The following is a 23,513-nucleotide window of genomic DNA, read 5'->3' on the forward strand; positions in this document are numbered from 1 at the left end:
ATGGAAGTCGCCCTATTCGCATGCGATCCTTCTTGCATCCAACGCACAAGGTGGTTCGCATGAACAATAAGGCGCGCGGCACGGTCGAGATGACCTCCGCCATGATCATTTCCGGGACGATCGGCTGGTTCGTCGTCCGCTCCGGCCAGCCCGTGGCCGACGTTGTGTTCTGGCGCTGCGTGTTCGGCGCGCTGACGCTGCTGGTGGTATGCGCAGGGCTGGGGCTGCTGCGCGGCGCGATCACGTGGCGGCGCGCCGGCATTGCCGCGCTGGGCGGCGTGGCCATCGTCATCAACTGGCTGCTGTTGTTTGCGGCGTATCCGCGCGCGTCCATCTCGATTGCCACGGCGGTGTACAACACGCAGCCTTTCATGCTCGTCGGGCTGGGCGCGCTGTTTCTGTCGGAAAAGCTGACGGCAGCCAAGCTCACCTGGCTGGCCATCGCCTTCATCGGCGTGGTGCTGATCGTGCAGGTGGGACCGGCCGCCAGCGCTGGGACGGATTACCTGACGGGCATTGCGATGGCGCTGGGCGCGGCGTTTGCCTACGCGGTGGCCGCGCTGTTGATCAAGAAGCTGGCCGGAACGCCGCCGCATCTGATCGCGCTCATCCAGGTGTGCGTGGGCGTGCTGATGCTGGCGCCGCTGGCCAACCTGTCGCATCCGCCAGCCGATGCCCATGCGTGGGTGATGCTGGTCACCGTGGGCGTGGTGCATACGGGGTTGATGTACATCCTGCTCTATGGCGCCATCCAGCGGCTGCCGACACATCTGACGGGGTCGCTGTCGTTCATTTATCCGATCGTTGCGATCGCCGTGGACATGGTTGCGTTCGGACATCGATTGCAACTGGCGCAATTCCTGGGCGCGGCGGCGATCCTGCTGGCGGCGGCTGGTATGAATCTGGGGTGGTCGCCATATCGGTGGCTGCGCGCGCGGAGCGAATCCGCCGTCTCCAAATAACGCAATACGCGCAATAGGCCGCCCCACCGGCAACACGAATGGGCGGCCCAACTGCTGTTATTCTTGTGCGTTTTCCGCCGGCGCCCGGCGCGCCCTGCGCCTGCCTCTCTCCCCCTTTGGCAGCCGGCGGACAGAAACCCCAAAGATACGCACAAGATGAAGGAAGGTCACCCGCCGGCGCCGGGTCGCGAAACCGCGATCGCCTGGATCCTGGAACAAATGCAGATGTACGGCCTGTCTGTCGAAGACCTGCAGGCGCATGGCTGCTTTGACGCGCCACCGCCGCCGCCCGCACCCCTCGGCCCCGTCTACATGAGCGCCGACGGCCAACACTGGGACGGCTCGGGCGACATGCCGGACTGGCTGCAACGCGCCGTCAACGCCGGACAGAGCATCGAGCATTTCCGCGTGGGCTGACGCGCAGACAGCGCAGGTACGCCGGTTGCGTGGTTGTTGGCGTAAGCGCTGCCGGTTTGCTGATCTGCGAGTTGTTCCACTGCATTGCCGGCCGGCGCTCCAACCCAACGGAGGACGTCATCATGCCGGAACGCAAGACCGTAGAACGTGCGCGCGCCGACAAGCGCCACGGCAAGGCCGCCTCAACGCAGGCAGGCAACTTCGTGAAGGAAGAGATGGATCACATCCGCGAAGGCAAGCACGGTGCGAAAAACACCAAGCAGGCCATTGCGATCGGACTGTCCAAGGCGCGCCGCTCTGGCGTTGCCGTCAAGCCGCCGGGGGAAGGCAAGGCGTCGGCCGCCACCCGCAAGAAGGCAGAACACGACGTCAAGGCCGGGAGCAAGACTGGCGGCAAGAAAAGCAGCCACGCCAGCGCGAGCAAGGAATCCACGGCCAAACGCAGCAAGACCACGACGCGCACGCTGAAGAAGGAAGGCCATTCGGCGGCGTCCAAGTCGTCGCTGTCCAAGCAGGCGCATAGCGCGGCTTCGAAGCGATCGAGCAGCGAGCGCTCGGCGGCGGCCAAGAAGGGCGCCGCCACCAAGGGCGCGGCCGGCCGATCCGCTGCCGCCAAGAAGGCAGCCCGCACCCGCGCTGCGCACGCCAAGTAAATCTTTCCTGCTCGACCTGAAGGCGGCCCCATCCGGGTCGCCTTTTTTGTTGCCGATTTACCTGCCTCCAAAAAAACTCGAAAAAATTTCTGTTCTCCGTGTCAGGAACGTTGCCATGCGCCGACGAAGGTGCACGGAACACCTCTGCGCGATGCCGCAGTGAACCGTACGGCGAGGGATTTCGCCCTGCCAGCCGTTCAACGACACCTGTTCAATCAAGGAGAACACACATGAAACAACACGCCATGATCGCCGCCGCCCTGGGTAGCCTGCTCGCACTCGGCGCACTGTCGACGCCGGTGCAGGCCGCCGACGCTGCCGGCAAGGAAAAGTGCTACGGCGTGGCCAAGGCCGGCCAGAACGATTGCGCCAGCCCCGGCAGCGCCCACGCCTGCGCAGGCCAGTCGAAGATCGACAAAGACCCGATGTCGTGGAAGTACGTGCCGGCCGGCACCTGCGCGCAGATGGGCGGCACGATGCAGGCTCCGTCGAAGTAACGCGCGACGCCGGGTGACCGCCATGCAGACCGCTCTGCCAACCTGCGCCGGCGCAGGCCTGCGCGCACCGCACTTTCCCGCCCTGCTGCACGGGGAAGCGCGCTTCCCGTGGGCGGAAGTGCACAGCGAGAACTATCTGTATGGCGGCCCCGCACGTGCAGCGCTGCTGGCCGCGCGAGAGCGCCAGCCGGTGAGCCTGCACGGCGTGGGCATGGGGCTCGGCAACGCAGATGGGCTGGACGTCGAACACGTTCGCGCCATCGCTGCGCTGGCGGACGCCGTTGCGCCTGCCGCGATTTCCGAGCACCTGTGCTTCAACCGCAGCGGCGCACAGGTCGTCAACGATCTGCTGCCGCTGCCCTATTCAAGCGAATCGCTCGGCATCGTCTGCGCCAACGTCATGCGCGCACAGGACATCCTCAAGCGGCCGCTGCTGATCGAGAACATCGCTGCATACATCGACTGCCGCACGCTGGTCGATGCCGACGACGCCGTCTCCGAAGGTGCATTCCTGACCGCCCTCGCCCGGCGCACGGGCTGCGGCATCTTGCTGGACCTGAACAATCTGTACGTCAACAGCGTCAACCACGGCGTGACCGTCGAATCGGTGCTCGCCGACATCGACCCAACGCTGGTCGGCGAGATTCACCTGGCCGGCTTCAGCGTGGAAGACGGCATGCTGATCGACACGCACAGCGCGCCCGTCCATGCGCCCGTCTGGGCGTTGTACGACGCGTGGATTGCCAAGCACGGCCCGCGCCCGACCCTGATCGAATGGGACGCTGAACTGCCGCCCGTGCAGGTGTTGCTGGACGAAGTGGCACGCGCCCAGGCGGTACTCAATCGCCACGCCCACGTCATGCGGGAGCCGCGCCATGCGACTGCGTGACTGGGAAGCGCACCTCGTCGGCGCACTGACGCATTCTGTAAGCGACGCTGAAACGCGCGGCATCGCCATCTACCGCAACGCGCGTCTGGCCATTCTGCGCAACGCATTGGCGGGGGCCTACCCCGTCTGCCGCGCGCTCGTCGGCGACGACTGCTTTGATGCGCTCGCGCGCGACACGCTGACCGCGCAGGCATCTACGTCCCCGAATTTGCATCGCTACGGGAATGCGTTGCCGGACGTCATTGCGCAATCGCCATTGGCGCAGAGCGTGCCCTATCTGGCCGATGTGGCGCGACTGGAATGGTGCGTGCATTGGGCGCATTACGCCCCGGACGCACACGTTGAAGCCCCTGACGCCACGCTGCTCGCGCAGCCTGCAGACACCATCTGCGCAAGCCTGGCCAACGGTGCGCAGTGGGTGGCGTCGCGGTGGCCGGTCGTGTCGATCTGGCGCGCGCACCAGGCTGACGCAACCATCGCGCTCAATGAAATCAATCTTGGGGTGGGAGAAGCCGCGGCGATTGCCGTGCGCGGGCATCGCGTTGCCGTGCTCGATCTTGATCCTGCGACCGCCACGTTCCTCGCCGCTTGCGAAGCTGAGACTTCGCTTCAAGCGGCGCTCGAAACCACGTTAGCCGAGCGGCCGGATTTTGATCTGACTGCATGCCTGTCCGGCCTCTATCGCTCGGGGCTGCTCGCACTGTCTGCCTGCCCAACAACCTCGTCTACTGGAGACACGCCATGAACACCCTCACCACGACGTTTGCCCCGCTTACGCGCCTGCGCGCGTCGTTCGATCGGCTTGCCGGTCCGCAAAGCACGCTGTGTTCGGTCATCCTGTTGATCGCCCGGGCGTATCTCTTTTACGTGTTCTTCCGCTCCGGCCTGACCAAGCTGCACGACTGGGACACGACGGTGCTGCTCTTCACCGAGGAATACAAGGTGCCGCTGTTGCCGCCCGCACTGGCAGCAGCGCTCGGCACGTTCGGCGAACTGGTTTTCCCTTCTCTGATGCTGGCCGGCATCGTGCCGCGGCTGGCGGCTACCGGGCTGTTCTTCGTCAACGTGGTGGCGGCCGTGTCGTACTGGGCCAATCTGTCGGCATCGGCCATCGAATTTCATTTTGTGTGGGGCGTGCTGATTGCGCTCGTGGCAACGGTGGGACCGGGTTGGCTGGCGGCGCAGACGCTCTGGCAGGGTCGCACGCGTTAAGCAGATTGGGTGGGCGGCGGGCTTATGATGTCGGCTTGTCGCCCTCTCTTCAGGAGCATCGATGCGCTTTCCTCAGTTGTCCTTCGCAGCCTCGGCCGGTGTGTTGGCTGCAATTGGCGCCGCAGCATTGCTTACGGCTTGCGCGTGGGGCGATAGCCCGAACAGCACCGGCGCGCACATGCTCGACGACTCGCTGCTGTCGTACCAGGTCAAGGCGGCGCTGGATCAGGACACCGCGCTCAGCACACGCCAGATCCGCATCCGCTCCAGCCCCGACGGCAAGGTGACGCTGACAGGCTGGGTCGATACGCCCGAGATGGCCCGGCGCGCCGGCGACGACGTCAAACGCTTTGTTGACGCGGCCAAGCTCGACAACCAGCTGCGCGTGCTGTCGCGCATGCAGGTGCTGGGCGGCGGCCCGTACATCCCGGCCGGCTTGCCGCCCGAGGCACCCGCCAGCGCCCCCGCCGCGCGCTAAACCGCGCACGCGGTTACGCTGCCCGCGCGCCTGCTCGCCCGGGCACGCGGCCCACGGGCAGCGATTGCAGCAGCCCGAAGCCAACCTCCGCGATCAGGAACGGCACCACCAGCAGCGTAGCGCCCGATGCCAGTGCGTATGCCTGCCACGTCGCAAACAGCCAGCGCGCCACGGCGTCGTACCGGCCGAGCGCCACACTCGCCTGTCGGAGACGCAGCACCGACCACACGCACACCACCGACCCCATCAGATTGGCCATCAGCAGATGCGTCGGCTCAAATGCCGGCAAGCTGCCGATGCCCAGCGCATGCGCCAATGCGCTGAGCGCCTGATGCAACAGCGCGAACGTCCACGGCGTCGCAAACGGGGCGGTCACGATCAGGTCATACCAGGCGCTGGCCCGCACGATACGCAGGAAGGTCGATTCGGAAACCATGGGGAAACTCCAGAAGTGAAGTGAAGGAGCCGCCACGGTAAAGCTTGGTGTACGCTCCAAGGTCAAGCCTTCGGCGTTCCCAGCCCTCCAAACCACCATGCCTGCCCTTCCCGCTTCCAATTCCGCTTCCAATGCGCGCACCGGCGATATTTCCATCGGCGACCTGGCCGCCGCCACCGGCGTCTCGCGGGATGGCCTGCGCTTTTACGAAGCACGCGGCCTAATCCGCGCGCGGCGCCGGAGCAACGGTTACCGTGCGTACCCGCCCGAAACTGTGGAACTGGTGCAATACGTGCGCACCGCGCAGCAATTGGGGTTCACGCTGGCAGAGATTGGCGAAGGGATGGCGCAGGTGTGGCAGCAACCCGACATCGACGCCGCCGTTACGGCATTGCTGCGGGAGAAACTTGCCGCCATCGATGTCCGCATCGCCAGCTTGCAGGCCACGCGCGATGCACTGGCTGCTCGCGTCGGCATGCCATGCCCCCTTGCGCCAGCCTGAGACGCCCGCCATGTCTTGTCATACAACTGTCGCAGACTGCCGCCGCTGGGCGCGTTTTTGCGCGTTTTTCTAACACCCTGACGGCTTGCCGAGTCGTGAAAGGCGCTTGAAAGATCGCGTCGGTAAAAACGCTCCCGTCTCAAGGGGAGTCTGCTGCAGTGAAACATCCGGGTGCGTTCCATCCACGGGTAAGGGCCGTGCTGTGCGCGGTGGCCTGCCTGCCATTTGCCGCTGCCTGGGCAGCCACGCCGGCATCGGCCCTGGCTGCGGCGAGCATGCCGGTCGCCACCATGCCGCCGATCAAGCCTTCCGTGCCCGGCGTAACGGGTGCCGGCTTCAACCTGGTCGAACTGTTGCAGGAGCTGAAAGGCAATAACCCGCAGCTGATCCAGGCACGCCATAACTATCTCTCTGCCAAGTCGATTCCCCCGCAGCTTGCGTCGCCCAACAACCCGCAGCTCGGCTACATCTGGAACAGCATCCCCAAGGGGTTCCCGCTGGCGATCAACCGTGCAGGCGGCAGCCAGTACAACCTGACGCAGCAGATTCCGTTTCCGGGCAAGAAAGCGCTGGCCGCCGAGATTGCCGATCGCCAGGCGGAATCGCTGAACGCGCAAAACGACGCGCTGTACCTGCAGCTCTACGCGCAGCTTTCCACCACGTACTACCAGGCGATCGCGCTGCAGAAACAGATCGACGTACAGAAGCTGACCATCACGCGCCTGGAACAGGTCAAGCAGATCACGCGTGTGCGCTACGCCAACAACGCCGCCGCCTACGCCGACTTCCTCAACGCGCAGGTCATGCAGAGCAGCGCGCAGAACGACCTGTTCGCCGCACAGCGCCAGTACGACACCACGCTCCAGACACTGAACACGCTCATCGGCAAGGAGCCGAGCTTCCCGCTCGTGCTGCGCGCTGACGACGAGTCCGTGCACCTGCCGGAGGAACCGCTGCCCGAGCTGGAAAACCAGGCGCTGCGCGAGCATCCGTCGATCAAGGCATCGGCCGAGCTGATGGACGCCGCGCGCAAGAGCGTGACGCTGGCGCGCAAGGCCTATCTGCCCGATTTCCAGGTCATCGCCACCGTCACCACCGACAACCCGCCATATGGCGTGCGCCCGAACAGCTACCAGATCGAGCTGGACGTGATCATTCCGTTCTGGTTCCTGACCAAGGAAAAGTACGGCGTGAACCAGGCGGTGGAAAGCCAGATTGCCACCGAGGCGAATGACGTGTCGGTGCGCCAGCAGACGTTATTGGCGGTCGATACCGCCTACAACACGCTGCGCCAGACGCTTGCGCAGCTCGACTTCAACAAGCAGCGGCAATTGCCGCAGGCGCTGGCGGCGTATCGCGTCACGATGACCAACTACGCCAGCAACAACGCCGATTTCAACGACCTGCTCACGGCACAGGGCGCGCTCAAGAACGCCGAACTGTCGGTCGCGCAGGCACAGGCCACGGCCTTGCAGGCCTATCACGCGCTGCTCGCGGCCACCGGCCGCTCGCCGGTTCAAGCTCAATAACATCATGAAGAAGTTCTCTCCCGTTGTTGCAGTCATCGCCTTGGCCGCAGCACTGGCTGCGGGCGTGGTCGTCGGACGCAAGTGGCCTGCCGCCGTGCCGGCCGAGACCGCGAAACCTGCGGCAAGTCCGGCCTCTGCGCCGGCTGCCGCGTCGCGTCCGAAACCCGACGCCGTTGAAATTCCGGCCGGCGGCTTCGACCCGCAGCAGGTGAAGGTCGCACAGGTGGGCCAGCAAGCGGTGCCGGTGGAGCTGTCCACGCCGGGCAAGCTCGCCTACAACGCCGAACGCACCAAGCTGGCCTCGGCGCGCGTGGCTGGGCGGCTGGACCAGATCCTCCTGTTCGAAGGTGCGCACGTGCGCGAGGGACAGCCGATTGCCCAGCTGTACGCGCCGGATTTCATCTCCGCGCAGAAGGAATACCTGCTGGCGCTGAATACGGCTCGCCAGCTCAAGGGTTCCAACATGAAGGATCTGCAGGACGATGCCGACGCCACGGTGCAGTCCGCCGCGGGCCGCCTGCACGTGCTGGGCATGTCCGATGCCGATGTCGCGCAGATCGCCAAGCGCGGCACCCCCGCTGAACACCTGACGCTGCGCGCGCCCATCTCGGGCACGATCGTCAAGCGCAACATGGATCCGGGCGCCTTCCTGAACGTGGGCGACTCGTTCATGAGCATCGTCGATACGCGTGTGCTGTGGTTCACAGGCAACGTGTATGAAAACGACATCGCCAGCGTGCGCATCGGCCAGCCGATCTCGCTGCACACATCGGCGTATCCGGACCGCGAGTTCACGGGCCGCGTGAGCTTTATCGCCCCGAACATCGACCCGGCCACGCACACGTTGACGGTGCGCTGCGACGTGCCCAACCCCGACGGCCTGCTGCGCCCCGAGATGTACGCCACGGCGCGTATCCAGACGGGCAGCGGCCAGGCCACGGTGGTCCCAAAATCCGCCTTGGTGAAAGACCACGGCAGCTACTTCGTGATCGTCCAGAGCGATGCCACGCACTTCAAACGCGTGGAAGTGCACGGCAAGGACACCGGCACCGACGGCAACTTTGCCGTGACGGCCGGGCTTGAGGCGTCGTCGCAGGTGGTGGTGCGCGGCGCCGCGCTGCTCAACGAGATGATCGTCAAGGCAGGAGCGTAGGCATGGGCTTCAACCCCATCGCGGGCATCCTCAAGCGCCGGCTGCTGATCGTCTTCCTGGCGATCGCGCTGCTGGTGGCCGGCGTGCTGTCCTTCCGCGAACTGCCGCTGCAGGCGTATCCGGGCGTGGCGCCGCTGTCGGTGCAGGCCATCACGCAATGGCCGGGCCGCAGCACGACCGAAGTCGAACAGCAGATCACCATCCCGATCGAAAACGCGCTGGCCGGCGTGCCCGATGTGCAGTCGTTCCGTTCGGTATCGCTGTTCGGCCTGTCGGTCGTGACGCTCAAGTTCAAGGAAGGCACCGACAGCTTCAAGGCGCGGCAGAACTTCGCGCAATACGTCGCCGCAGCCAACCTGCCGACGGGCGTGCAGCCGTCGCTGAGCCCCGACTCGGACGCCACGGGCGAGATCATGCGCTTTCGCCTCGTGGGCGACGGCGTGGACCTCACCACGCTCAAGAGCTACCAGGACTACGACATCACCAAAGAGTTGAAGCATGTGCAGGGCGTGGCGGATGTCAGCTCCTTCGGCGGCAAGGTGAAGGAGTATCACATCGTGCCGTCGCCCGCGAAGCTGCAGTCGTACGGCATCACGCTGTCGCAGCTCATCACGGCCATCGGCAACGCCAACAACAACACCGGCGGCAACCTGCTGCGCGACGGCGAGCAGCAGTTCGTCGTGCGCGGCGTCGGCCTGCTGCAGACGGTGGACGACATTCGCAACGTGGTTGTGGCCGCCAACAACGGCGTGCCGGTGCGCGTGCGCGATATTGCCGAGGTGGAAGTCGGCAACGTGCAGCGCCTGGGCCAGGTGCAATACAACGACCAGCCCGACGTGGTCGAAGGCATCGTGCTGCTCAAGCGCGACGCCAACGCAAGCGAGGTGCTCGCCAAGGTGCGCGAGAAGGTGGCGGAGCTGAACAACGGCATCCTGCCCAAGAGCGTTCAGATCAAGCCGTTCTATGACCGCCAGGTGTTGCTCGACATCACCATGGGCACGGTCGAACACACGCTGGTGGTGGGCATCTCCCTCGTGCTGGCAGTGTTGTTCGTCTTCCTGGGCAACTTCCGGGCGGCGGCCGTGGTGGCGGCGGTGATTCCGCTGGCGCTGTGCGTGTCGTTCATCAGCATGGAGCACTTCCATGTGCCGGCCAATTTGATCTCGCTCGGGGCGATCGACTTTGGGGTGATTGTCGATGCGGCCGTGATCGTGATGGAAAACATCATGCGGCACCTGGAAGAAGGTGCCGAGAAGCTGGATGACGCCATCGTCAAGGCGACCAGCGAAGTGCAGCGCGCGATGATCTTTTCCACCGGCATCATCATCGTGGCGTACTCGCCGCTGTTCTTCATCGGCGGTGTGGAGGGCATCATCTTCAAGCCAATGGCGTTCACGATGGGCTTTGCGCTGATGGCGTCGATCGTGCTGAGCCTGACGTTCGTGCCGGCTACCACGTCGTTCGTTTTCGGCAAGACGCTGCATCCGCATTCGCCGGCGTTCATCACGGCGATCCTGCGCTGGTACAAGCCCCTGCTGCGCAAGCTGATCGCGCGGCCGATGGCCGTCTTTGCCACGGCCATCACGGCACTGTTGCTGACGCTGTACAGCGCCACGTTCCTCGGCACGGAGTTCCTCCCCACGCTCGAAGAAAACAACCTGTGGCTACGCATCACGCTGCCCAATACGGTCGACCTCGATTACTCGGCGTCCGTCGCGAGCGACCTGCGCGCGTACTTCGTCAAGCAGCCGGAAATCAAGCAGGTTTCGGTGCAGATCGGCCGCCCGGACGACGGCACCGACTCCACGGGCGTGTTCAACCAGGAATACGGCCTGTATTTCGCACCGCCCGACCAATGGCCTGCCGGCATGACGAAGGAGCAACTCGTCGAACGGCTATCCAAGCATCTGGAGAAGATCCCGGGCATCGAATACAACTTCTCGCAGTACATCCAGGACAACGTGGATGAAGCGCTGTCAGGCGTGAAGGGTGAAAACTCGGTCAAGCTGTTCGGCAACGACCTCAACGTGCTCGAAGCCAAGGCCAACGAAATCCAGGCGCAGCTCAAGAAGGTCTCGGGCCTGGTGGACGTGGGCATCTTCCGCGAGCTGGGCCAGCCGACGCTGAACGTTGCGATCGACCGCCAGGCGGCTGCGCGCTTCAACATCAACGTGAGCGACGTGCAGAACCTCGTGCAATACGCCATTGGCGGCGCGCCGGTCACGCAGATCCTGGAAGGCGAAAAGTCGTTCGGCCTGGCGGTGCGCCTGAATCAGCAGGCACGTGCGTCTTACGACGCCATCCGCGAACTGCTGATCGACACGCCCGATGGCCAGCACGTGCCGCTGTCGATGATCGCCAAGGTGGAAATGACCGATGGTCCGTTCTTCATCTACCGTGAACTCGGAAAGCGCTACATCGCCATCAAGTTCGGCGTGCGCGGCCGCGACCTCGGCAGCGCAGTGGAAGAAGCACAGCACGTGGTCGGCGACAGCGTGCAGCTGCCTGAGGGCTACACCGTCAAGTGGGACGGCCAGTTCAACGAGATGAAGGTCGCACAAGGCAAGCTCATGGTGATCGTGCCGTTGACCATCCTCGTGATCTTCCTGCTGCTGTACAGCACGTTCGGCAACTTCAAGGATGCGCTGATGGTCGTGCTGAATGTGCCGTTTGCGGCTATCGGCGGGCTGCTGGCGCTGCATATCGCGCATGAGACGCTGTCAATTTCGGCGGGCATCGGCTTCCTCTCGTTGTTCGGGATTGCCATCCAGGACGGGGTGATTCTGATCTCGTACGTCAATCGCCTGGCGCAATCCGAGAACGTGCGGGAAGCCACCGTCGACGGTGCCGCGCTACGCCTGCGCCCGGTCATCATGACGGCCATGCTGGCGGGGCTCGGTCTGCTGCCAGCAGCGCTGTCGCACAGCATCGGCTCGGAAGCGCAGCGCCCGCTGGCATTGGTGATCGTCGGCGGCATGGTGACGACGACGATCCTCACGCTGCTGGTGCTGCCGGTGGTCTTCACGTGGGCACACCGCCATCGCCGTCCGCCATCGCGCGATTCGGACGTCAATCCGACGGCGGCCATGCTGCCTTAAGCCCCACGCGTACTCAACGGACAACGGGCGCACCGCTTTACCGGCGGCGCGCCCGTTTTCATTTGGGCTCACACCAGAATCGGACCAATCTCATGGTGAGGCGTGGACGAGGCGAGCAGAGTGCGTCTTTGATTCTCATCGCACGCACCGCCGCAATGCACCCCACGCCCAACGTATCCGCCAACGTCGCCGCACAATTTCCCCCGCAAGTCGTCACGACGCTCACCGAGCTGTTTGGCACCGATCTGCAGCAGTGGCGTTTTATCGTCGATCTGTTTTGCGAGACGGTGGAACAGGATCTCGCCAACCTGGAGAACGCCATCCGCGGCGGCGACGACACACAGATCGTTGAAGCGGCGCACCGCATCGTGGGTTCGGCGCGCATGCTCGGCCATCAGGCGATTGGCGATGCCGCCCGCTGCATCGAGCGCGCTGCGCAGAGCGCCGGGCCGTATCGGCAACGCGCGGAGGACATGCAATCGGCCCTCACCTCCCTGCGCGCTCTCGCCGACGAATTCCGCCGGCAGGCAAACGGCTGTCCTTGGCCGGCCATCGACTGAACACCAACATCCCCCCCGGGCCATTTATGTTGACAGTCACATAAATTAAGCAATTCGGTTGTATTTTGCGTAATTCGCAATACAACGGGTGACTACAACTATTGATCTAGAACAGGCTGCCCCACTATCTTTCGCGGGCAACGTCGGCGCACTCCAACCGCAGCCGACTGGCACGCACCGGCCATGACCGGCGCGGCCGCACCGTTTCGCCACACACGTCACAACACGGGCTCAACTTATCCGGGGGGATTCGATGTCCGAAGCAGTCCTGCATCCATTTTTCTCGCGCGAGCGCACCGTCGCCGCGGTTGGTTTCAACCGCTGGCTGGTTCCGCCTGCCGCTCTGGCCATCCATCTGTGCATCGGCATGGCCTACGGTTTCTCCGTCTTCTGGCTGCCGCTTGGCCGCGCGCTGGGCATCACCAAGCCGCTCACCTGCGGCGCCGATGTCTCGCTGATCGCCGAGCTGTTCACCACCACCTGCGACTGGCGCGTCTCCAGTCTGGGCTGGATGTTTACGCTCTTCTTCGTGTTCCTGGGCGCATCCGCTGCCATGTGGGGCGGCTGGCTCGAGCGCGTTGGCCCGCGCAAGGCCGGCGTCGTCTCGGCCATGTGCTGGTGCGGCGGGCTGTTGATTTCCGCGCTCGGCATCCAGATGCACCAGCTGTGGCTGCTGTGGGTGGGCTCGGGCGTGATCGGCGGCATCGGCCTGGGGCTGGGCTACATCTCGCCCGTGTCGACGCTGATCAAGTGGTTCCCCGACAAGCGCGGCATGGCCACTGGCATGGCAATCATGGGCTTCGGCGGCGGCGCGATGATCGGCGCCCCGCTGGCTGACCGCCTGATGAAGCTGTTTGCGACACCCGAATCGGTGGGTGTGTCGCAAACGTTTATCGTGCTCGCCGGCATCTACTTCGTGTTCATGATGGCCGGCGCGCTGGGTTACCGCGTGCCGCCCACGGGCTGGAAACCGGCTGGCTGGACGCCCTCGCCCGCCAAGGCGAAGGACACGATGGTCACGCAACGCCATGTCCACGCAAATGAAGCGCTGAAGACGCCGCAGTTCTGGCTGATCTGGGCCGTGCTGTGCCTGAATGTGTCGGCCGGTATTGGCGTGCTCGGCATGGCCTCGCCGCTGCTGCAGGAAGTGTTTGGCGGCAAGCTGCTGGGCGTGACGACGTCGTTCATGGACCTGACGGCCGCGCAAAAGGGCCAGATCGCGGCCATCGCTGCAGGCTTCACGGGCCTGCTGAGCCTGTTCAACATCGGCGGCCGTTTCTTCTGGGCCTCGCTGTCGGATCGCCTGGGCCGCAAGATGACGTATGCGGTCTTCTTCGTGCTCGGTTTCGTGCTGTATGCATCGATTCCGTGGACGTCGCACACCGGCAATATCGCGCTGTTCGCACTGGCTTTCTGCGTGATCCTGTCGATGTACGGCGGCGGTTTTGCGACTGTGCCAGCCTATCTGGCTGACATGTTCGGCACACAGATGGTGGGCGCCATCCACGGCCGCCTGCTCACGGCGTGGTCGACCGCCGGCATTCTGGGCCCCGTGCTGGTGAACTACCTGCGCGAATACCAGATCGCCCATGGCGTGGAACGCGCAGCCGTGTACGACATCACGATGATGATCCTGGCGGGCCTGCTGATCCTCGGCTTCATCTGCAACCTGCTGGTGCGCCCCGTCAACGCGAAGCACTTCATGACCGAAGCGCAGCTCGACGAGCAACGTCACGCTGCCGCAACCAAGAGCCCGACGCCGTCGGTTGTTTCGCCGGAAACGTCGCTGGAATGGAAGGCGCACCCGGGCTCGGCCGTGGCTGTGGTGCTCGCCTGGGCCGCCGTGGGGCTGCCGTTGGGCTGGGGGGTTTGGATTACACTCCAAAAAGCTGCCGTTCTGTTCTCCTGACACCTGATTCAACGCCGCCCCGCCACCCATGAAGCACCAGAAGATCGAGTTTTACCGTCACCCGGCCGGTGGCTGGGGCGCGCTTAAAAGCGTTGCGCATCAACTGCTGTCGCAGGGCATCGCGGCCAAGGGCGCCAAGACGATGCTGTCGGCCAACCAGCCTGACGGCTTCGACTGCCCGGGCTGCGCCTGGCCTGACCGCGACCACGCATCCACGTTCGAATTCTGCGAAAACGGCGTCAAGGCCGTAGCCGCAGAGGCGACTTCCCGCCGCACCACGCCGGAGTTCTTCGCCCAGCACACCGTGCGCGAACTGGCCGAATGGTCTGACTACGCGCTCGAAGATCAAGGCCGCCTGACGCATCCGATGGTCTACGACGCGGCCAGCGACAAATACGTCCCGATCGAGTGGGACGCCGCCTTCGCGCTGATCGCGCAGCACCTGCGCGCGCTGCCCGATCCGAACCAGGCGATCTTCTACACCTCCGGCCGCACCAGCAATGAGGCGGCCTTCCTCTACCAGTTGTTCGTGCGCGCCTACGGCACGAACAATTTCCCCGACTGCTCCAACATGTGCCACGAGCCCTCCGGCACGGGCATGCGGGGCAGCATCGGCGTGGGCAAGGGCACCGTCACGCTCGACGATTTCACCAAGGCCGACGCGATCTTCATCTTCGGCCAGAACCCGGGGACGAACCACCCGCGCATGCTGGGCGAGCTGCGCGAGGCGTCCAAGCGCGGCGCCAAGATTGTTTCGTTCAACCCGCTGCGCGAGCGCGGGCTGGAGCGCTTTGCCGATCCGCAGAGCAAGATCGAGATGCTGACGCTCGGCTCCACGCGCATCAGCACCGAATACCACCAGGTGTGCATCGGCGGCGACCTGGCCACCGTCAAGGGCATCATCAAACACGTGATCGAGCGTGACGATGTGGCGCGCAGCCGCGGCGAACCTGCCATCATCGACCACGCCTTCATCGCCCAGCACACCGGCGGCTACGACGCCTTTGCCGCCGACGTGCGTGCCGAATCGTGGGCCACCATCGAAGCCGAATCGGGCCTGCCGGAACACGAAATCCGACAGGCCGGCGACACGTACATCCAGGCCGGCAGCGTCATCGCGTGCTGGGGCATGGGCATCACGCAACACAAGCATGCGGTCGCGACGATCCAGATGATCGTCAACCTGCTGCTCCTGCGCGGCAACATCGGGCGCCCGGGCGCCGGTGCGTGCCCCGTGCGCGGCCACAGCAATGTGCAGGGCGACCGCACGATGGGCATTTACGAGAAGCCCGCCCCTGCGTTCCTCGACCGTCTTGAGCAAGTCTTCGGCATCCGGGTACCGCGCGAACATGGCTACGACACCGTCGGCGCCATCGAAGCGATGCGGCAAGGCGCGGCCCGCGTGTTCTTCGCCATGGGCGGGAACTTTGCGGCCGCCACGCCCGACACCGCCGCCACGTGGGCCGGCCTGCGCCAGTGCGACCTGACGGTGCACGTGACCACCAAGCTCAACCGCAGCCACATCGTGCACGGCAAGGCCGCCCTGATCCTGCCGTGCCTGGGCCGGACCGAGGTCGACCAACAGGCTGGCGGCACGCAAGGCGTGACCGTGGAAGATTCGATGAGCATGGTGCACATGTCGGCGGGCATCAATCCGCCAGCCTCGCCGCATCTGCTGTCGGAACCGGCCATCGTGGCGCGGCTGGCCGAGGCGACGCTGCCCGAGAGCACGATTCCGTGGCGCTGGTTGGTCGAGGACTACGACCGCATCCGCGAACGCATTGAAGCCGTGTTCGACGACTTTGCCGGCTTCAACGAGAAGATTCGCGTGCCGGGCGGATTCCGCCTGCGCAACACCGCATCGGAACGTGTCTGGAACACGCCGTCGGGCAAGGCGGAATTCCACGCTCATGCCGTGCCGACCGACACACCGGTCCACCGCGCCCGCGAGCGCCATGCCGACGCCACCGTATTCACGCTCGCCACGGTACGCTCGCACGATCAGTACAACACCACGATCTACGGCATGGACGACCGCTATCGCGGCGTGTTCGGCCAGCGCCGCGTGGTCTTCATCAACAAGGAAGACCTGCACACGATCCGCATGAAAGATGGCGAGTGGGTGGACATGGTGACGCTGTCCGAAGACGGCACCACGCGCCGCGCCGATGGCTTCCGGCTGGTGGCGTACGACATTCCGCGCGGCTGCCTGGCGGCGTATTACCCCGAGACCAATCCGCTGGTGCCGCTGTCTTCCGTGGCCGACCAGGCCCGCACGCCGACGTCCAAGTCCATTCCGGTGATGCTGGTCCCGAGCCAAGTCCAACGCACCGCTGACGCCCAAGCGGCCAACACGGCAGAAGCCTGATGCCAACCGAGCCGGCGTGGTCTGCGCTGCAACTGGCGCTGCTGGCGGCATTACGCGAAACCGACGCCGGCAAGCCGGTGTCGCTGCCCTGGCTGACCAAGCGCGTGGGCGAGCGCGCCAGCACGGTGCTGCGCGCGCTGCATCCCTTGGCCGATGCCGGCCTGCTGCGCGTTGCCATGGACGACACGCGCTGGCTCATTGTGCTGCTCGACGCCGGCCGCGCCTTGCCCGATTTCACTGCATGACTGCCCTGCCCCACCAATCCACCGGCTTGCCCGTCGTTTCCGCCTCCGCGACGAAACGCACGCGGGCCGGCGCGCAAGACGACACCCCTACCGCCGTCGCCGATGAAGCCCCGGTAGCGCTTGTCTTCAACGGCATCACGCATGCGGTGATGATGGCGTCGCCAACTGATCTGGAAGATTTCGCGCTGGGCTTTGCGCTGTCGGAAGGCATCATCGACAGCCGCGCCGATTGGCGTGGCGCAGACGTGGAAACGCGTCCGCATGGGCTCGAAGTGCATGCCGAAATCGCCTCGCATTGCTTCGTGCGGCTGAAGGAACGCCGCCGCGCCTTGGCGGGGCCGACCGGCTGCGGCCTCTGCGGCATTGAAAGCCTGCAGACGTTTGAAGAGGCACCGGCGCCGCTAGTGCCGCCCGCGTGGCTGGCGTCATTGAGCGACGCTCAGGTGCTGGACGCCATGCAGGCGATGACGGCGCATCAGCCCGCCAACGCGCTCACGGGAGGCTTGCATGCCGCAGGCTGGGTGCCCGCAGACGGCAACGCACCGCTGCATGTGCTGGAAGACGTGGGCCGCCACAACGCGCTCGACAAGCTGATCGGCAGGCTGGCCCGGCTTGGCATCCGTCCCGCAGATGGCTTCATCGTCATGACAAGCCGCGCGAGCTTTGAGTTGTCGCGCAAATGCGTGCAACTACAGGTGCCGCTGCTGGCGACGATCTCCGCGCCGTCTTCGCTGGCGATCCGTCACGCCAAGGCCGGGCAGTTGACGCTCCTGGCGTTCTGTCGGGGCGATAGCGTGACGCGGTTTGCGTAGCTCGCACAACGTGCTGCGTCAGATCTCCACCTTGCTGCCCAGCTCAACCAGGCGGTTGGCAGGAATCCGGAAGAAGTCTGACGGCTTGGCGCTGTTGTGCTGCATCCAGGCAAACAGCGATTCACGCCACATCGCCATGCCGGGCAGCGGCGACGGCACCACCGTGGCACGCGTAATGAAGAAGGACGTTTCCATATCTTCAAAAACGATGCCCAGCCGCTCGCCCACATTGCGGACGATCTCGTCAACGGCCGGTGTTTCCTTGAACCCGAAATCCACCACTGCGGTGTGGATGTCGTCGCCAATGGTTTTGACGACCAGTCGCTTGGCGGGGTCCACATACGGCACGGCAAGCGTGCGGAAATGGATGAACAGCACACGCTTGTGCAGCACGTGGTTGTGCTTGAGGTTGTGCAGCAACGCCAGGGGCACGAAGTCGATGCTCGGTGTGAGATAGACGGCAGTTCCATCCACACGATACGGCGGATGGCGCAGCAGCCCCTCCATGAACGGCTCGAGCGGAATGCCGCCTTCCACGTTGCGCGCCTTCAGCAGCTGCGTGCCCGAGTGCCACGTCACCATCAGGAAGAAGATCAGGCCGCCCAGCAGCAACGGGAACCAGCCACCCGCGGCAATCTTGAGCAGGTTGGCGGAAAAGAACGACAGATCCACCGCCAGGAACACCGCGCCGATGCAGGCCACCAGCGACAGGCGCCACTTCCAGGCGTTGCGCATGACGACCGTCACCAGACCGGTCGTCAGCACCATGGTGGTCGTCACCGCAATACCGTAGGCCGCGGCCAGATTGTCGGACTTGCCGAAAGCCAGCACCACCGCCACCACCAGCGCCAGAAGCATGTAGTTGACCACCGGCACGTAGATCTGGCCGATCTCCACATCCGATGTATAGAGAATCTTCATGCGCGGCGCATAGCCCAGATGCACGGCCTGCGCCGTCATCGAAAATGCGCCCGAGATGACCGCCTGCGATGCAATGACGGTGGCCGCCGTGGCCAGCAGCACCATCGGGCCGACTGCCCAGTTCGGCATCAACAGAAAGAACGGGTTCTGCACAGCGCTCGGCTCGCGCAGCAGCAAGGCGCCCTGGCCGAAGTAGTTCAGCAGCAGGCACGGCATGGCAATGTAGAACCAGGCATAGCGGATCGGACGTGCGCCAAAGTGGCCCATGTCGGCATACAGGGCCTCGGCGCCGGTCAGCGCCAGAAACACCGAGCCGAACACGATGAACGCCAGCACCGTATGCCGGAATCCGAATTCGATGGCGTATACGGGGCTCAGCGCCACGAGTATCTGCGGCGACTTCACCACCGAAGCCAGCCCCATCACCCCCAGCAGCACAAACCACAGCACCATGATCGGCCCGAACAGGCGCCCCACCACGTGCGTGCCGTGCTTTTGAATCAGGAACAGCACGATGAGCACGATCAGCGCCAGGGGCAACACCCACTTCTGCAGCGCGGGCGCCATGATCTCCATGCCTTCAATGGCGGAAAGCACCGAAATGGCGGGCGTGATGACGGCGTCACCGTAAAACATGGCGGCGCCCAGCAGGCCGAGCAGCATCAACGTGCGGGTGAACCGGGTACTGCCGCTGCTGGCACGCATGGCAAGGGCCGTCAGCGCGAGGATGCCGCCTTCGCCATTGTTGTCGGCGCGCATGACGAACAAGACATATTTGACGGACACCACCAGCGTCATCGCCCAGAAGAGCATCGACAGGATGCCGAACACGGTCTGGTCGGAAAACGGCACCCCATGCTCGGGGTTGAAGCACTCCTTCAGGGCATACAGGGGGCTGGTGCCGATGTCCCCGAAGACCACGCCGATTGCGCCCACCATGGTGGCCATCAACGCGGGATTTTTCTTCGTTTTACTGGCTGCGACGGTCGTCATGGGTAGGCTGCGACTGGAACGACGGGGGCGCACGCAATTTTCGTGCACCGTCTGCTGCACTTGCTTTACGGGGGCGAACCGAGTGCGGCAGAAGCCACTAAAGCTTAGGTGAAAACGCCCGGGTTTGCGCCGGTGTTTGCACCGATGGCACGCCTGCGCCAACCCTGCTGAGCGGCCGAAAACGACGTACGCACCCGGTCTAAGCAAAAAGCTTAAAAAAACAGACTTTGACGGGGCGACGCGCCAAGCATATATTCACCAAACGATCGTTTGGCCGGTTCGGCCGGGTCTGCCTGCTGTGTTTGTATTTGGCCGGCGGCCGATCGATTTCTCAACTTCACGACTCAAAATCATGGCTACTGGTACCGTCAAGTGGTTCAACGACGCAAAGGGTTTCGGCTTCATTACCCCGGATGATGGCGGCGAAGACCTTTTCGCTCATTTCTCCGCAATCAATGCCGCAGGCTTCAAAAGCCTGAAGGAAGGTCAGAAGGTGTCGTTCGAAGTCACGCAAGGCCCGAAGGGCAAGCAAGCTTCGAACATCGTGCCCCAGTAACAAGGAGCACGCGGGCGCGGTAGCCCGGTTTTGGCTTGCCGCGCGGGGTTTCCTCGCGCGTGTATTGGCCGGGATATTCCGCCAGGCAGGTTGTTTCAGTACGTGTTTGCCATCAAGCAGTCGGATGGCCGCCGGAAGCGGTGGCCTGGTTTGACGAACCCTATTGGGAGCATGCAATGGCCAGCCGAATTGAAGAGAACGCCGTTCAATATGATCCGCCCGCCGGGGCAGCTGCAGAAATGCATGCTGCCCCGAGTTTTATTCGGGATTCGGAGATCCAGTTTTCGCGCTCGCAGACATTCCACGAGGGCCAGCGCGTCAGCTTCGATGTAGAAATCGGGCCCGATGGCGAACTCATCGCCGTCAACATCAAACCAATATGACACGCCGGTTTCAACTCGGCATGTTCAAACGATAAAGGGAGGCATTGCCTCCCTTTCTCATGGGCGATGCATCGGCTTACTTGGCTGTCGGCATCACGAACTCGGCGCCCTTGGCAATCGAATCCGGCCAGCGTTGCATCACGCTCTTGTAGCGCGTGTAAAAACGCACGCCTTCTTCGCCATAGGCGTGGTGGTCGCCGAACAGCGAGCGTTTCCAACCGCCAAAGCTGTGCCACGCCATCGGCACCGGAATCGGCACGTTGATGCCGACCATGCCCACCTGGATCTGCCGCGCAAAGGCACGCGCCACGCCGCCGTCGCTCGTGTAGCAGGACACGCCGTTGCCGAACTCGTGGGCATTGATCAGCTTCACCGCCTCGGCAAGATCGTGCACCCGCACCACCGAAAGCACGGGCCCGAAGATCTCTTCCTTGTAGATCGTCATCTCGGGCTTGACGTGGTCGAACAACGTGCCGCCCGTGAAGAAGCCTTCGGCGTGGCCGTCGACCGTGTGGCCGCGGCCGTCCACCACCAGCTCGGCACCCTCTTCCACGCCCTTGGCGATATAGCCTTCCACCTTGGCCTTATGGGCAGCCGTGACAAGCGGACCCATTTCGCTGTCGGCCTGCATGCCGTTGCCGATCTTGAGTGCGCGGGCGCGTTCGGCGAGGCGCGGGACCAGCTTGTCGGCCACGTCACCCACCGCCACGGCCACGGAAATCGCCATGCAACGCTCGCCGGCCGAACCGTAGCCGGCGCCGATCAGCGCATCGACGGCCTGGTCGAGATCCGCATCCGGCATGACGACGAGGTGATTCTTTGCACCGCCCAAGGCTTGCACGCGCTTGCCGCGCTTGGTGCCCTCGGCGTAGATGTATTCGGCGATGGGCGTGCTGCCGACGAACGAGACGGCCTGCACATCCGGATGCTCGAGCAGCGCATCGACGGCATCCTTGCCGCCCTGCACGACGTTGAACACGCCGTCGGGCAGGCCCGCCTGCTTGAGCAGGTCGGCAATCATGAGGCTGGGGGTCGGGTCACGTTCGCTCGGCTTGAGGATGAACGTGTTGCCGCACGCCAGCGCCACGGGCGCCATCCACATCGGCACCATGAACGGGAAGTTGAACGGCGTGATGCCGGCCACCACGCCCAGCGGCTGGCGCAGGTTCCAGTTGTCGATGCCGCCGCCGATGTTGTCGGTGAAATCGGTCTTGAGCAGGTTCGGAATGCCGCAGGCAAATTCCACCACTTCAATGCCGCGCGTGACTTCGCCCTTGGCGTCGGAGAACACCTTGCCGTGCTCGCGCGTGATGGCGGCCGCCAGGGCATCCTGGTTTTGATCGAGCAGCTCCTTGAACTTGAAGAGAACGCGCGAGCGCTTGAGCGGCGAGGTCTCGGCCCAGTCGGCGGCGGCTGCGTGGGCAGCGGCCACGGCGGCGTCGACCTCGGATTTGCCGCCCAGCAGCACCTGCGCGCTCACGGCGCCCGTCGCGGGGTTGAACACATCGGCGGTGCGCGTGCCGCTGCCGGCATGGCGTTGCCCGCCGATGTAATGGCTGACGACGGAATCCGTCACGGCAGGATCAATCGGTCGGTTCATTTCAGGCTACCTCTTGCAGAACGGTACGAACGGTGTCGAAGATGCGCGCGATCTGCGCTTCTTCGATGATGAGCGGCGGCGAGAACGCCAGGATGTCGCCGGTGTAGCGCACCAGCACCCCGCGCTCCAGGCATTTCAGGAAGACTTCGTAAGCGCGCGCGCCCACGGCGCCGGGGCGCGATTCCAGTTCGATGCCAGCCACGAGGCCCAGGTTGCGGATGTCCTTCACGTGCGGCGCGCCCTTGACCGAATGCGCTGCCGCTTCGAACGCCGGCGACAGCGAACGCGCACGCTCGAACAGCCCTTCGCTGCGATACAGATCGAGTGCAGCCACCGCCGCGGCCGCGGCCAGCGGGTGCGCTGAATACGTATAGCCGTGGAACAGTTCGATCGCGCCCGGCGCACCGGCGTCGACGACGGTGTCGTGCACCGACTGGCGCACGGCCACGGCGCCCATCGGCACAGCGGCGTTGTTGATGCCCTTGGCCATCGTCAGCAGGTCTGGCGTCACGCCAAAGAACTCCGCCGCCGTTGCGGCGCCCAGGCGGCCAAAACCGGTAATGACCTCATCGAAGATCAGCAGGATGCCGTGCTTGTCGCAGAGCGCCCGCAGACGTTCCAGATAACCCTTGGGCGGCACCAGCACGCCCGTGGAACCCGCGAGCGGCTCGACGATAACGGCGGCAATCGTCGATGCGTCATGCAGCGTGACAAGTCGCTCCAGCTCGTCGGCCAGATGCTCGCCCCAGGCCGGTTGGCCCTTGGAGAACGCGTTGTGCTCGGGCGCATGCGTATGCGGCAGGTGATCAACGCCGGGAATCAGGTTGGCCGAGAACGCCTTGCGGTTCGGCGAGATGCCGCCCACCGAGATGCCGCCGAAACCCACACCGTGGTAACCGCGCTCGCGGCCAATCAGGCGTGTGCGCTGTCCTTCGCCCCGTGCGCGGTGGTAGGCCAGCGCAATCTTGAGCGCCGTATCCACCGCTTCCGACCCCGAGTTGACGAAGAAGATGCGGTTCAGACCTTCCGGCATGATCTCGGCCACTTTTTCTGCCGCACGGAAGGCCATCGGGTGGCCCATCTGGAAGGTGGGCGCGTAGTCCAGCGTGCTCGCCTGCGCGGTGATGGCCTCGACGATTTCCTTGCGGCTGTGCCCGGCGTTCACGCACCAGAGGCCCGCCGTGCCGTCCAGCACTTCACGGCCGTCGGCGTCGCGGTAATACATGCCCTGGGCCGACGTCAGCAGGCGCGGCGCAGCCTTGTACTGACGGTTGGCCGTGAACGGCATCCAGAAATAGGACAGATCGGTGGTTTCCAGCGGGTGCGGTGCGGGTTTCATC

Annotated in this window: 23 protein-coding genes; 19 read left to right on the forward strand and 4 right to left on the reverse strand. The window is 64.5% G+C overall.

Features of this window, described 5'->3' with window-relative positions:
• Positions 1-59: 59 nt before the first annotated feature.
• The 8 genes from R2669_RS01230 to R2669_RS01265 all read left to right on the forward strand — a co-directional run bounded on the left by R2669_RS01230 (position 60) and on the right by R2669_RS01265 (position 5,108).
• Entirely contained in the window at positions 60-962 is a 903-nt protein-coding gene (locus R2669_RS01230) for a DMT family transporter (RefSeq protein ID WP_147217467.1), read from the forward strand.
• A gap of 156 nt (positions 963-1,118) precedes the next feature.
• Complete coding sequence (locus tag R2669_RS01235; RefSeq protein WP_147217468.1) at positions 1,119-1,379, forward strand: H-NS family nucleoid-associated regulatory protein; 261 nt, start codon at positions 1,119-1,121, stop codon at positions 1,377-1,379.
• A gap of 122 nt (positions 1,380-1,501) precedes the next feature.
• Entirely contained in the window at positions 1,502-2,032 is a 531-nt protein-coding gene (locus R2669_RS01240) for a DNA-binding protein (RefSeq protein ID WP_147217470.1), read from the forward strand.
• A 230-nt stretch (positions 2,033-2,262) separates the two neighbouring features.
• The gene (locus R2669_RS01245) at positions 2,263-2,529 is read left to right on the forward strand and encodes a BufA1 family periplasmic bufferin-type metallophore (RefSeq protein WP_063394404.1); all 267 of its coding nucleotides are present in this window, start codon (positions 2,263-2,265) and stop codon (positions 2,527-2,529) included.
• A 22-nt stretch (positions 2,530-2,551) separates the two neighbouring features.
• The gene (bufB, locus tag R2669_RS01250; protein WP_316898091.1) at positions 2,552-3,418 is read left to right on the forward strand and encodes an MNIO family bufferin maturase; all 867 of its coding nucleotides are present in this window, start codon (positions 2,552-2,554) and stop codon (positions 3,416-3,418) included.
• Positions 3,405-4,163, forward strand: coding sequence for an HvfC/BufC family peptide modification chaperone (locus R2669_RS01255; RefSeq protein ID WP_316898093.1), 759 nt, complete (start codon positions 3,405-3,407; stop codon positions 4,161-4,163). Before bufB ends, R2669_RS01255 begins: the two co-directional genes overlap by 14 nt.
• Entirely contained in the window at positions 4,160-4,630 is a 471-nt protein-coding gene (locus R2669_RS01260) for a DoxX family protein (RefSeq protein WP_316898095.1), read from the forward strand. Before R2669_RS01255 ends, R2669_RS01260 begins: the two co-directional genes overlap by 4 nt.
• 61 nt (positions 4,631-4,691) lie before the next feature.
• On the forward strand, positions 4,692-5,108 hold the full coding sequence (locus R2669_RS01265; RefSeq protein WP_316898096.1) for a BON domain-containing protein: 417 nt from the start codon (positions 4,692-4,694) through the stop codon (positions 5,106-5,108).
• Positions 5,109-5,121: 13 nt separating this feature from the next.
• Here R2669_RS01265 and R2669_RS01270 read toward each other — a convergent pair whose 3' ends face one another.
• Entirely contained in the window at positions 5,122-5,544 is a 423-nt protein-coding gene (locus R2669_RS01270; protein WP_316898098.1) for a death domain-containing protein, read from the reverse strand.
• A 97-nt stretch (positions 5,545-5,641) separates the two neighbouring features.
• On the opposite strand from R2669_RS01270, the gene R2669_RS01275 reads away from it, so the two are divergent.
• The 9 genes from R2669_RS01275 (at position 5,642) to fdhD (ending at position 17,720) form a co-directional block, all read left to right on the forward strand.
• On the forward strand, positions 5,642-6,046 hold the full coding sequence (locus R2669_RS01275) for a MerR family transcriptional regulator (RefSeq protein ID WP_316898099.1): 405 nt from the start codon (positions 5,642-5,644) through the stop codon (positions 6,044-6,046).
• A gap of 158 nt (positions 6,047-6,204) precedes the next feature.
• On the forward strand, positions 6,205-7,575 hold the full coding sequence (locus R2669_RS01280) for a TolC family protein (RefSeq protein WP_316898100.1): 1,371 nt from the start codon (positions 6,205-6,207) through the stop codon (positions 7,573-7,575).
• A gap of 4 nt (positions 7,576-7,579) precedes the next feature.
• A complete protein-coding gene (locus R2669_RS01285) occupies positions 7,580-8,728 on the forward strand; it encodes an efflux RND transporter periplasmic adaptor subunit (protein ID WP_316898102.1) in 1,149 nt (382 codons plus the stop codon).
• A gap of 2 nt (positions 8,729-8,730) precedes the next feature.
• The gene (locus R2669_RS01290) at positions 8,731-11,826 is read left to right on the forward strand and encodes an efflux RND transporter permease subunit (protein ID WP_316898104.1); all 3,096 of its coding nucleotides are present in this window, start codon (positions 8,731-8,733) and stop codon (positions 11,824-11,826) included.
• Between the two features lie 92 nt (positions 11,827-11,918).
• Positions 11,919-12,386: an Hpt domain-containing protein gene (locus R2669_RS01295; protein ID WP_316891202.1), complete on the forward strand. Its 468-nt coding sequence runs from the start codon at positions 11,919-11,921 to the stop codon at positions 12,384-12,386.
• Between the two features lie 253 nt (positions 12,387-12,639).
• Positions 12,640-14,295: an OFA family MFS transporter gene (locus tag R2669_RS01300; RefSeq protein WP_316898106.1), complete on the forward strand. Its 1,656-nt coding sequence runs from the start codon at positions 12,640-12,642 to the stop codon at positions 14,293-14,295.
• A 28-nt stretch (positions 14,296-14,323) separates the two neighbouring features.
• Entirely contained in the window at positions 14,324-16,663 is a 2,340-nt protein-coding gene (locus tag R2669_RS01305) for an FdhF/YdeP family oxidoreductase (RefSeq protein ID WP_316898108.1), read from the forward strand.
• On the forward strand, positions 16,663-16,908 hold the full coding sequence (locus tag R2669_RS01310; protein WP_147215632.1) for a MarR family transcriptional regulator: 246 nt from the start codon (positions 16,663-16,665) through the stop codon (positions 16,906-16,908). Before R2669_RS01305 ends, R2669_RS01310 begins: the two co-directional genes overlap by 1 nt.
• Complete coding sequence (gene fdhD, locus R2669_RS01315; protein WP_316898110.1) at positions 16,905-17,720, forward strand: formate dehydrogenase accessory sulfurtransferase FdhD; 816 nt, start codon at positions 16,905-16,907, stop codon at positions 17,718-17,720. The genes R2669_RS01310 and fdhD overlap by 4 nt, the downstream gene beginning before the upstream one ends.
• Positions 17,721-17,738: 18 nt before the next feature.
• Here fdhD and R2669_RS01320 read toward each other — a convergent pair whose 3' ends face one another.
• Positions 17,739-19,634: a potassium transporter Kup gene (locus R2669_RS01320; RefSeq protein WP_316898112.1), complete on the reverse strand. Its 1,896-nt coding sequence runs from the start codon at positions 19,632-19,634 to the stop codon at positions 17,739-17,741.
• Positions 19,635-19,986: 352 nt separating this feature from the next.
• Here R2669_RS01320 and R2669_RS01325 point away from each other — a divergent pair, with 352 nt between their 5' ends.
• Together R2669_RS01325 and R2669_RS01330 are read left to right on the forward strand one after the other, a co-directional pair.
• Complete coding sequence (locus R2669_RS01325; RefSeq protein WP_027679026.1) at positions 19,987-20,190, forward strand: cold-shock protein; 204 nt, start codon at positions 19,987-19,989, stop codon at positions 20,188-20,190.
• Between the two features lie 176 nt (positions 20,191-20,366).
• Positions 20,367-20,573, forward strand: a complete 207-nt coding sequence (locus tag R2669_RS01330) for a cold-shock protein (RefSeq protein ID WP_024978714.1) — start codon at positions 20,367-20,369, stop codon at positions 20,571-20,573.
• Between the two features lie 76 nt (positions 20,574-20,649).
• On the opposite strand, the gene R2669_RS01335 is transcribed toward R2669_RS01330, so the two are convergent.
• Together R2669_RS01335 and aptA are read right to left on the reverse strand one after the other, a co-directional pair.
• Positions 20,650-22,173 (reverse strand): CoA-acylating methylmalonate-semialdehyde dehydrogenase, encoded by a 1,524-nt coding sequence (locus R2669_RS01335; protein ID WP_316898113.1) that lies wholly within the window; start codon positions 22,171-22,173, stop codon positions 20,650-20,652.
• 1 nt (position 22,174) lies between these two features.
• A complete protein-coding gene (gene aptA / locus R2669_RS01340; protein ID WP_316891207.1) occupies positions 22,175-23,512 on the reverse strand; it encodes an omega-aminotransferase AptA in 1,338 nt (445 codons plus the stop codon).
• Position 23,513 lies beyond the last annotated feature (1 nt).

The sequence above is a fragment of the Ralstonia edaphi genome (assembly GCF_958350185.1).
Lineage (GTDB): Bacteria > Pseudomonadota > Gammaproteobacteria > Burkholderiales > Burkholderiaceae > Ralstonia > Ralstonia edaphi.